Genomic DNA, 10,918 nt, shown 5'->3' with positions numbered 1-10,918 from the left:
CCCCCCCCCCCCCCCCCCCCCCCCCCCCCCCCCCCCCCCCCCCCCCCCCCCCCCCCCCCCCCCCCCCCCCCAGGACCTCACCCGTTCAATGGCTCTGGTGGCGATCAGGCGAGGTACAGGATGACCAGGTCGTTGATCACCGACGGCCGGTCCTGGCCCACCACGTGGGTGGTGAGTTCCAGGGTCAGCTGGGTGCCACGGGCCGACAGATCGACCTTTTTCACCCGAGCCCGCGAATGGATGCGCGAGCCGGCCGGTACTGGCGCCGGGAAGCGCAGGCGGTCGGAGCCGTAGTTGACCTGGGTGGTGAAACCACTGATTTCGAAGCCCAGTGCCAGTTTCATCCGTGACTGCAGCACCTGCACCAGCGCGCCGTGGGCGATCGTGCCGCCGAACGGGCTTTGCAGGCGGGCGCGTTCCGGATCGGTATGGATCCAGTAATCGTCGCCCGACAACTGGGCGAAGGCGTCGATCAGCGCCTGGTCGACCACCACCACGTTGCTCCAGTCGCTGTACTGATCGCTGACCAGGGCCTGCAAGGCCGGTCCATCGTTGAGGTCGATCTGCCGCACTGGTGGCTGCTCCGATGCCACCGGCGCCGGTTCACTGTCCTGCGCCGGCAGCGACTCAAGGCTCGCCGCATCCTTGTCCACTCCGGTGAAACGCAGCAGGCGGTTGCCCTTGGCATCGACTTCGGCGAACACCGGCTGCAAGGCCATGCCGATGCGGATTTCGTCTTCTTCGAGGCCCACCAGGTTGGTGTTGATGCGCACCCCTTGGGCCAGCTCTACTACTGCCAGCTTCTGCGGCATTTCATCCATGAAATCGGGCAAGGTGGCAATGCGCGTCACCGTGTAGCTGTAAAGCGTCGCGGCGCCGTCGACGTCGCGCCAGGCCAAATCATGCTCCAGGCACACCGGGCAATGCCGACGCGGGTAGAAATTCCAGTGCGTACAGGCATTGCATTGCTGGATCAACAGGCGGCGAGCCTTCAGGCCCTCCCAGAACGGTGCGGAGATCTGCGTCGCGACGGGCATCGGTTTGTTGTTGGACATGTGCTTATGCTCCCTGAAGTATCAATGCGCCCTGCTCGCTCATCACGCCGCCGGTGCCGGAGACGTAGACGCTGTCGCAGCGCCCCAGTTGGCGCTCGCCGGCAGTGCCGGCGATCTGCGTCACCGCCTCGATCACCTGGCTCATGCCACCGGCCGAGGCCGACTGGCCGAAACTGAGTTGCCCGCCGTGGGTGTTCATCGGGAAGTCGCCTCGCCAGGTCAGGTCGTGTTCACGCACGAAGGCCATGCCCTCGCCCTTGCCACAGAAACCGGCGTCTTCCAGGGTCAGCAAAGTGGTGATGGTGTAGCAGTCGTAGATCTGTGCGGCATCGACGTCCTTGGGCTTGAGGCCCGCCATGGCAAAGGCCCGCTCGGAAGCCGGGCCAATCGGCGTGCGCAGCATGTCCTCGGCATACGATGGCGACTTGAATGCCAGGTGCTCGCCAAAGCCGGTAATGAAGGCCGGGCGTTTGCGGGCCCGTGCCGCCACTTCCTTGTTGGTGATGATCAGCGCGGCGCCACCGGCCACCGGCATGACGATCTCGAGGACGTGGAGAGGGTCGGCGACCATTTTGCTCGCCAGGACCTGCTCGATGGTCAACGGCTGGCCATAGAACATGGCTTGCGGGTTGGCCAAGGCATTGGTGCGCTGGTCGACGGCGATCTTGGCCATCGCCCGCTGGTCGTAGTCGTACTGAGCGGCATAACGCTGGGCGATCATCGCGTAGCCGGTGTTCTGGCCCATGTGCCCATAAGGCAGGTCGAACTCGGCTTCAGGCGCGCCAAACGCGGTGCTGTGTCCGCCGAAACGCATGGAGCGGGCCATCCAGCCGGGATCTTCGTCGGGTCCCAGCGGCGCCATGCGCGCAGGAATGACGCACAGCACGGCCTGGCACAGCCCCAGTTCGATGGCGGCGGCAGCGCGCCAGACCATGCCTACCGAGGTGCATCCACCCAGGTCCACCACTTCGGCGAAGTTCAATCGCAGGCCCAGGTATTCGGCGGCCATCGCCGGTACGAACACCGAAGCCTCGTGAAAGTGCGGGCCGTTGATCACCAGCCCATCGAGGTCCGAGGCCTTGAGACCGGCATCGCGCAGGGCCTGTGCCGCCAGGTCGGCGACTTGCTCGAGGTGAAACATCTTGGGCGCGGTCGAATATTTTTCCGGTTTGTATTGTGCGCTGCCAACGATGGCCGCATGCCCTTTGAGTCCCATAGTGCCTCCATGCCGAAGCGTTCAGCTGCGGCCTATTCCAGGTTGTGTTGAAGCTCCGGGCGCACCACGGCGACCCGGATCTTGGGGGGTCGATCAGAAGGTGTATTTCATCGAGAACGTGGCGTAGTCGCGGTCGGCGAACGGACGGTCGATCGGATCAGCTGCACCCAGATAAGAGATGTATCTCAAGCCGAGTTCCAGGTTGCCCAGGTACTTGAAGGTCGTGCCCGCGCTCAGGCGTCGGTCACCGGCGACGCCGGAGATGCTTCCGGCCATGGGCGTGGAGCCGCTGAAGACGTTGGAGAAACTGAAGGGGACTTCCAGATCCCAGCCTTGGAAAACTCCCGGATAACTGAACGATGCGCCCACGGTGTAGGCGCTGGAAGACTTGGTGCGGTAACCCGCGGCTGTGCTGTAAGTGTAGTCATCGGAAGAGGCCACTAGAGGTGCCAAGGAGGGTAATAGGTTCACGCCTTGCAGGTTCGGCGCGGCCGAAGTGGATTCGACACTGTCGACCTGCACGCGGATGACTTCGGCCGTCAGCGTTGTCTGGTTGGCCCAGGGACGGTCACCCAAAATGCGCACCGCCGACAATTGCATTTGCTGGCCCTTGCCCTTGGCCGGTACGGCGCCAAGTCCGGTATTGACCATCACCGGCGCACCGTCGCGGTACGACCATTCGGCGCCGACCTGGGTGTCGCCGATCTTGGTCGAGGCGCTGATGCCGGTCAGCTTGATGTCTTCGAAGTACTTGATCCGGTAGCCATTGCTGACGAAGGCGTTGAGGCCACCGCCCACTGGCAGCGGGTTGTAGCCGACCAGGGCGGTGGCCGGGTTCTTGTCGTGGTAGTTGACGTGGAACAGCGATAGCTCGAGGGCCGGTACCGGACGGTAGCGCATCTGCACGCCCCACTGGCCACCATCACTCGGTTCGTCGGTGCCGCGGTAGGCGATCTTCTGGCCGTTGGCGTAGATGAACTCGCGACCAGGCCCGACCACGTCGCTGCCCGACAGGTAGCTGCCCACTGGCGGCAGTTCAGTGCCCTTCCATTCATACTGCACGTACGCACCGAAGGTCAGCTGGGGGTTCAGTCGGAACGAGCCGGAGAACTGGCCCACCGGCAAGAGGATTTCCTTGACCTCGACACCCGGTTGCGAGGCTTTCACCGCGTCAGACGGGTTTTGTACGCCGTTGACCCCGGGGTAGAACAGGCTCTCGCCCCAGGATTCGATGTGCCGCCCGGCCTTGACGTCAAGCATGGTGTCGTTGTCAAAACGCCAGCCGCTGAACACATAGGCGTCGAGGAATTTACTGCGACCGCCGCTGTAGTAACGGGTGTCACTGGTGAATTCGTCGTTGCTGCCGCTCTTGTTCACGGTGGCGGGCGAGTCGTTGTCGTTCTTGCGGTGGTAGACATCGTCGTAGAAGGTACTGGCACGCAGCACGGCGCCGTAGTTGTCCTTGCGCAGGATCATTTCTCCCAGCGCGCCCACGCGGTTGGTGGTCAGGCTGCCACTGTCGAAGTTGCGGTTGGCATCGTCGGCGTTGACCGTCAGCAAGCGATCGCTCTGACTGCCGGTGCGCACGCCGATGCCATAGCTGGTGGTCACCGACCAGTCGATGGTCGCGCCGTTGTCGAACTCAAAGGTTTCGCCGGCCCATACCGGTGTGGACACCAGCGCAATGGCTGCGGCCAGGCTCGTGACCGGAAACGCGCTCGAACCGATGACCGTAGAGTTATTGTTGTTTTTGTTGATCACACTGATTCTCCTCAAGGGCAACTCAATGGCTGCCTGGAATGTTCAACACTGCTGCCGTGCCTTGCGCTCAAAACACCTTGGGCGGAGTAACAGCGCACGCTCCCCTTACAGCACTCCGGTAGCGATACCGCCCCCGGTCCTCTTCCCGCACCAGCGACCCTTCGGCCACCAGGTAGTTGGCATGGGCCAACGTTTCGCCAAGCGCCATCAGTTCGTCGAAACGACCCGACAGCCTGGGGAACAGCACAGCCATCAGTTCGAGCACGGTGCGCGGCTCGTCACAGTTGGCCAGCAGCAGCGCCAGATGCCCGCGGTGATGGGCCTCCAACTGATCCAGGCGCTGATGCAGATTGAAGAACGGCCGTTCGTGCGCCGGCAGCACCAACACGCTGTCGGGCAAGCTGCGCAACCGCTCGATGGAATCGAGCCAGTCGTGCAGCGGGTTGGCCAACGGCTCGGTGGCATGCACGCCGACGGTGGAGGTGATGCGCGGCAACACCTGGTCGCCGGAAATCAGCAGGCCGTCATCAGCGGCATACAGGCAGGCATGTTCCGGTGAGTGTCCGCGACCGATGACCACCTGCCAGGTGCGGCCACCGATGTGCAGGCAACTGCCTTCCTGCAAACGGCGGAAATGGTTCAGTGGCGCCGGCAGGAAATGGGCATTGCTCATCACCGCGAACATCTCGGCACTCTGTTCATCGCCGACGCCGGCCTTGCGGTAGAAGTCGAGAAAGTCCCAGCCCGGTGGCTGATCGGCGGGAAACTTGACGTGCAACGACTGGAACTCGCTGACGGTCATATACACCGGGCATTGAAAGCGCTCCGAAAGCCACGCGGCCACGCCGGCATGGTCAGAGTGAAAGTGCGTGCAGACCACCGCCAACAATGGCAGCCCGTCGCACACTTCACTGAACACCCGTTCCCAGACTTCTCGGGTCTGGTCGGTGTTCATGCCGGTGTCTACCGCCACCCAGCCATCGGTGTGACGCAGCAGATAGAGGTTGATGTGGTCCAGGCGAAACGGCAGCGGCATGCGCAGCCACCAAACGCCCGGCGCCACTTCGCGCACCTGCCCCGAATCGGGCGCCTGCGGCCAGGGATAACGCAGGCCGCCGCGCAGTTCGTGACCGTTGTCGTCGAGGTCAGCCATGGTTGGCCACCGAAAAGGGCGTGAGGCCGGCGCGCGTCAGGGCCTCTACCGAGTAGGGCACATAGGTGCGCGCCTGGTCGTCGCGAATGAACAGCGGATCGCTGCACAGGCTCGGGCAATAGCCCTGGCGTTGCAGATCGACCTTGCGCAGCTTGAAGCTGGCCGTCAGGTCTGCCGACTGGGTGACCCGGATGAACACCGGGGCCGCATAACGCGGCAGGCGCGCTTCGGTCAGGGCGTACAGGGCGTCGGGATCGAATGCCTGGCCGGCCTGCATCAGCACCGCGGCCATCCCGGCGCGGCCTTCATGGCCCGGCACCTGGACGCCATAGATATTGATCAGTTCCAGGCCCGCCAGGTCGCCCAGGGCGTCCGCCACTTCGAGGGTCGAAACGTTCTCACTTTTCCAGCGATAGGTATCGCCGATACGATCGACGAAATAGCAGTAACCGTTGGCATCCTCGCGCAGCAAATCGCCAGAACTCCAGTAGGCATCGCCCTCGCGAAACACATTGCGGCGGATTTTGCTCTCGGTCGCCTCCGCAGAGGTGTAACCCTCGAAACGCCCACCACCGATCTCAGGGTGATCGACGATAAAGCCCATGGCCTCGCCAACCTCGCCCACTTCGCAGAGCTGGTAGAAACCGTTTTCGTCCCGTGGGTGGCAGTCGTTTTCGATGTCGTAGCGCACCAGCCGCACGTTGGTCTTGTTCCAGTCCGGCACGCGCCCGCAAGAACCGAAATAGTTGTCGACGTTGATCACCGCGGCATTGGCCTCGGTGGCGCCCCAACCCTCGAACACCTGGATCGGGCCGAAGCGCTCCAGCCAGCGTTGCCAGGAGTCGGGTGACAAACCGGCACCGAGCATGCAGCGCAGGCTGTGCTCGCGCTCGCCCGCTCGCACGGGTTGGTTTAGCAAGTAGCGGCAGATCTCGCCGATGTACTGGAAGATACTGATCTGATGACGCGCGACGTCCTTCCAGAACTCGCGCACGCTGAACTTGCGGCGCACTACGATGGCCGCACCGGCCCGCAACGCGGTAGAGGTCACCGACGTGGCCGCGGCGCCGTGGTACAACGGCAGGCAGCAATAGAACACATCCTCGCGGGTAGCTTGCAGGGTCACTTCCATCACATCGCCCGAGGACATCCAGCGCATATGGCTGTAGCGCGCCGCCTTGGGCAAGCCGGTGGTACCCGAGGTGAAGATCAGCAGGGTCGCGGCCTGCGCTTCGATGTGCGCGCGGATATCGCGGGGAAACGGCGTGCGCGGGGCTTTCTCCAGGCGCGCATCGAAATGCCCGTCGACGCCCTTGGGCAGCGGGCCACTCCAGGAATTTTCCGCGTCGCGTATCAGCCAGCACGGGAGGTCCGGAAAACCTTCGGTGGCCTGGATATTGGCCAGGCATTCTTCACCGATCACCAGCGCCTTGGCGTCGGTGGTTTGCAACGCATGCAGCAGCGGACGGCCGTTGACCTGAGTGTTGATGAAGGCCACCACCACCCCGAGCTTGACCAGGCCAAACCAGGTGCAGAAGAACGAGGGGCGGTTTTCCATGGCCAGGGCGCAGACATCGCCGGCACGCAGGCCATTGGCATAAAACGTGTGGGCCATTTGATTGGCCCGCGCATCGACCTCCAAGTAGCTCAAGGTCTGCTCGTTGTAGATCAGGAACGGGCGATCGCCCTGTTCACGCGCCTGGTGTTCCAGTCGGTCGGCCAGGGTGTAGCGATCGCTCGGCTTGATCAGCCCGGCGGCGGCCGAACGCTGGTCGAGCAGCGCCTGGGTTTGCTCCCGTGGCACGGGGTGGGTCGGCAGGACGCCGGTCAGGTCGTTCAGGTTCATTGCGCCACCTCCTGGGCGATCGCTTGATAGGCGGAGTAATCCGAGTAGCCGGCCGGGCCTGGCGTGTAGAGGGTCTTGCGGTCGAAACCACTGAGTGGCAGGCCCCGCTTCAAGCGCTCCACCAGATCGGGGTTGGCAATAAAGTGACGACCGAACGACACGGCAGCCCCCTCGCCCGACGCGAGAGCGGCGCTGGCCGAAAGGCCGTCGAAACCATCGTTGAGAATCAACGCATGGGGGCTGTGCCGGCGCGCCAGGGCGAAGGCATCGAGGTCAGCCAGGGGCGAGCGCATGATGTGCAGGTACGCCAGGCCCAACGGCGCCACGGCTTCACACAAGGCGGCCGCCGTCTCGGCCGGATCGCGGTCGTCGATGTCGTTGTAGGGGTTGCCGGGGCACAGGCGAAAGCCAACGCGGCCGGCGCCGATCGCAGTCGCCATGGCTTCGATCACTTCCTTGGCAAAACGCACCCGCCCCTTCGCGTCACCGCCGTAGGCATCACTGCGCTGGTTGCTGCCGGAGGCCATGAATTGCATCGGCAGATAACCGCTGGTGCAGTGCAGCTCGACACCGTCGAAACCGGCCTGACGCGCATTCAACGCGGCCTGGCGATAGTCTTCGATCACATCGCCAATGCCTTGCAAGGTCAGCGCCTGTGGCTCGTCGGTGTCCACCAGGCCCGCGGCATCGCTGAACACCTGGGTGCGCGCACGCAGCGCCGAAGGTGCCACCGTGGCGGCCCATGTCGGCTTGTTGTGCCGACTGGCGGCGCGGCCGACGTGCATCAGTTGCAGGACGATGCGCCCACCCTCGGCATGCACCGCCTCGGTGACCTGCTGCCAGCCGGCGATCTGTTCGCCGGTGTAGATGGCTGGGGTGCGGCAATAGCCCAGGCCGCTGGCGGACGGCGCGGTGCCTTCCGCCACGATCAACCCGGCACTGGCACGCTGGCGGTAGTACTCGACCATGGCGCTGCCGGGCACCGCATCGGCAAGGGCGCGACTGCGAGTCATGGGGGCCATGACAATGCGGTTGGCCAGTTGCAGTTCGCCCAGGGCGACCGGCTCGAACAAGACGCTCATTGCAATTCCTCAGCTTCTTATTGTTTTCTGGCGGCCTGAGGGCTTGCCACAGTGTGGGCAAGCGCTGGCACACCAGCGGATATGGGCTGAATGATTGATCGTGAGCGCGGGCGAAACATCGTCCGACAAGACTAGGTTCGCTATCGACAGGACGAACCCGATACCGCATCGTCTGTACGGTTCCGTAGGAGCCAGGCTTGCCGGCGAAAGGGACGCTGCGGTGTATCTGACACACCGCCTGTGGGAGCGAGGCTTGCCCGCGAAGAACGATGACGCGGTTTGGCAGATGTACCGAGGCGCCTGGTTCGCGGGCAAGTCGGATCGACCCCCGCTCGCTCCTACAGACGATCGGAACACCGCGGTGTCCCTTTCATACCGCGTCATCGTTCTTCGCCGGCAAGCCTGGCTCCTACGAGTGAACCGTTCCGGGGCGAAAAAGATGGTCTGAACGGACGATGAGAAAAAACCGGGACAAGCCCAGCATCGCGACAACTAGAACAAAACCGGGAGCACCCGCAGTGAACCAATCCACCCCCGTGACATGGCGAACGCACTATGCGTTGTTCGTGCTCGCCAGCATCTACGTGTTCAACTACATCGACCGCCAGTTGATGGCGATCCTGATTGAGCCGGTGAAGCTCGAATTCGGCATCTCCGATACCGGCATCGGCCTGCTTTCGGGCGTGACCTTCGCGGTGTTCTACACCGTGTTCGGCTTCCCGCTGGGGCGCCTCTCAGACCGCATCGGACGCAAGCCGGTGATCGCCTTCAGCTGTATCGCCTGGAGCCTGATGACCATGCTGTGCGGCATGGCCGGCAACTTCCTGACCCTGGTGTTGGCGCGGATCGGCGTGGCGGTCGGTGAGGCCGGTGGCACTGCGCCTTCGGTGGCGATGGTCTCGGACTTGTACCCGGCGAACCGCCGATCCACTGCCCTGTCGGTGCTGATGCTCGGTTCCAGCCTGGGGGCGATCGTCGGCTTGGGCCTGGGTGGCTGGATTGCCCAGCACCACGGTTGGCGCTACGCCTTCTTGCTGATCGGCGCACCCGGGATCTTCCTGGGCCTGCTTTTACTGCTGACCGTGCGCACGCCCAAGCGCGTAGTGCCGCAGGCCCATCTCGCGATGCAACAGGATGGCTGGCTCAAGACCCTGGTCGAGCTGTTTCGCATGCCCTCGTTCCTGTGCCTGGTACTCACCGGCGGCGCGGCGGCGATTGCCGGTTACGCGATTGGCACCTGGAGCCCGAGTTTCCTGATACGCTCCCACGGTCTCAACCTGCAGGAAGCCGGATTCCTGGTCGGTGTAGTGGGCGGTACCGGTGCGACCTTCGGCACCCTGCTGTGCGGCATGGTTACCGACCGCATGGCGCGTCGCGATGTCGGCTGGCAAATCGGCGTGCCGTTGTTGGGTACGCTGATCAGCATTCCCTTCGCCCTGGCGTACTTCCTCTGGCCCCAAGGCACGGCATTCCATATCGGCAACATCGCAGTACCCCAGGCGTTCCTGTTCTACAGCGCATTCGCCTTTTTCGGTGTGTGGTGGGCAACACCGTGCCTGAGCGCGATCACCCACCTGTTCCCGGCCACGCGACTGGCCCAGGCCACGGCCATTTTCGTCATGTCGATGACCCTGCTGGGCGTCGGTATCGGGCCGCTGTTCGTCGGCATGCTCAGCGATTTCTTCGTGCCGACCCTGGGCAGTGAATCCCTGCGTTATGCCCTGGCTTCGTCGGTGTCCATGCTGATGCTGGCCAGCGTATTCCTGGCCTTTGCACTGCCCCGTTATCGCCAACAGATGAAGAGCCCGGCTGCGCACCTTGCACCGGTCCGTGCCGTGACGGCCTGACCCTTTCCCGCACCATCGCGCCGCTGCAACCTCGCCAGGTTCCAGCGGCTTTTTTAAGGGTTCGTCATGCATTCCCGGGAAAAATGTATGAAGCATTACCTGTAGGAGCGAGCCTGCTCGCGAAAAACCTGATAGCACCGCGGGGCGTCAGGCTCCCCGCGTCATCGTTGACCTCCATCGCGAGCAGGCTCGCTCCTACAAGTATCGCGTTATCTGTTTTACCGGGATCGCGTGAAAAACGTTTTCTCATGAGGATCACCATGAGTACCAGCGCCGTACAGATCTGCAACCTGCTCTACCGTTACGCCGAGCACCTGGACAGCGGCCAGCTGGTCGAGGCCGCCGAGCTGTTTCGTCACGCCCGTATCAAGGTAAGCAGCCAGGACAAGTGCATTGATCACACCGCCCTGCTGGGGATCTGGCAGCAACGCATCAAGCTCTACCCCTGCGGCACTCCGCGCACCCGACACGTCATCAGCAACCCCATCGTCGACATCGATGAAGCCTCCGGAACCGCCACGGTTCGCGCCTGCTACACCGTGCTGCAGGCTACCGACACGCTAACCCTGCAACCCATCGCCGCCGGGCGTTACCTGGATGAATTCGAACGTGTCGACGGGGTTTGGCGGTTCAGCTTTCGTGATTATTCACACCTGGACATGATGGGGGACTTGCGCGGGCATTTGTTGATGTAGGCACGAAGGCGGCCTGACAGCCGGCCTGGTTACTGGCGTGTCCGCGATCCTCTGTGGGAGATTGTTGTCTGAGTACATATCCGTTGCTGCGGTAACGGCCACTTTTGGTTCCGCTTTTACAGCGGGTCACTTTGAAAAGCGCAAAGTAACCAAACGCTTTTGCCCCACCACTCGGTACCTCGCTAGGGCTCGGCATGCCAGAACGAAGGCATTGCTCCGTGGGTCGCCGCGATGGGCCGTCCCTGGCCCAGCGCGGCTAAACC

At 63.4% G+C, this 10,918-nt stretch carries 8 protein-coding genes; 2 read left to right on the top strand and 6 right to left on the bottom strand.

What is annotated here, in order from left to right:
* Window positions 1–104: 104 nt before the first annotated feature.
* From AC3WWR_RS30090 to AC3WWR_RS30065, 6 genes are all read right to left on the bottom strand, one after another.
* Complete coding sequence (locus tag AC3WWR_RS30090) at window positions 105–1,055, bottom strand: bifunctional OB-fold nucleic acid binding domain-containing protein/MaoC family dehydratase (protein WP_432668355.1); 951 nt, start codon at window positions 1,053–1,055, stop codon at window positions 105–107.
* A gap of 4 nt (window positions 1,056–1,059) precedes the next feature.
* Window positions 1,060–2,271 (bottom strand): thiolase family protein, encoded by a 1,212-nt coding sequence (locus AC3WWR_RS30085; RefSeq protein WP_020800079.1) that lies wholly within the window; start codon window positions 2,269–2,271, stop codon window positions 1,060–1,062.
* A gap of 93 nt (window positions 2,272–2,364) precedes the next feature.
* Entirely contained in the window at window positions 2,365–4,032 is a 1,668-nt protein-coding gene (locus tag AC3WWR_RS30080) for a DUF1302 domain-containing protein (RefSeq protein ID WP_020800078.1), read from the bottom strand.
* A 67-nt stretch (window positions 4,033–4,099) separates the two neighbouring features.
* A complete protein-coding gene (locus AC3WWR_RS30075) occupies window positions 4,100–5,185 on the bottom strand; it encodes an MBL fold metallo-hydrolase (protein ID WP_151142809.1) in 1,086 nt (361 codons plus the stop codon).
* Window positions 5,178–7,031, bottom strand: coding sequence for a long-chain-acyl-CoA synthetase (locus AC3WWR_RS30070; protein WP_151142812.1), 1,854 nt, complete (start codon window positions 7,029–7,031; stop codon window positions 5,178–5,180). Before AC3WWR_RS30070 ends, AC3WWR_RS30075 begins: the two co-directional genes overlap by 8 nt.
* The gene (locus AC3WWR_RS30065; RefSeq protein WP_020800075.1) at window positions 7,028–8,113 is read right to left on the bottom strand and encodes an alkene reductase; all 1,086 of its coding nucleotides are present in this window, start codon (window positions 8,111–8,113) and stop codon (window positions 7,028–7,030) included. The genes AC3WWR_RS30070 and AC3WWR_RS30065 overlap by 4 nt, the downstream gene beginning before the upstream one ends.
* A 518-nt stretch (window positions 8,114–8,631) precedes the next feature.
* On the opposite strand from AC3WWR_RS30065, the gene AC3WWR_RS30060 reads away from it, so the two are divergent.
* Window positions 8,632–9,960 carry a spinster family MFS transporter gene (locus AC3WWR_RS30060; RefSeq protein WP_033045701.1) on the top strand — a complete coding sequence of 443 codons (1,329 nt, stop codon included), beginning with the start codon at window positions 8,632–8,634 and terminating at the stop codon, window positions 9,958–9,960.
* Window positions 9,961–10,220: 260 nt separating this feature from the next.
* Window positions 10,221–10,655, top strand: coding sequence for a nuclear transport factor 2 family protein (locus AC3WWR_RS30055; RefSeq protein ID WP_083349416.1), 435 nt, complete (start codon window positions 10,221–10,223; stop codon window positions 10,653–10,655).
* Window positions 10,656–10,918 lie beyond the last annotated feature (263 nt).

Source organism: Pseudomonas sp. EB271-G4-1 (assembly GCF_058791355.1).
Note: the sequence above shows the minus strand (reverse complement) of the source record. Positions and strands in the feature narration are given on the sequence as shown.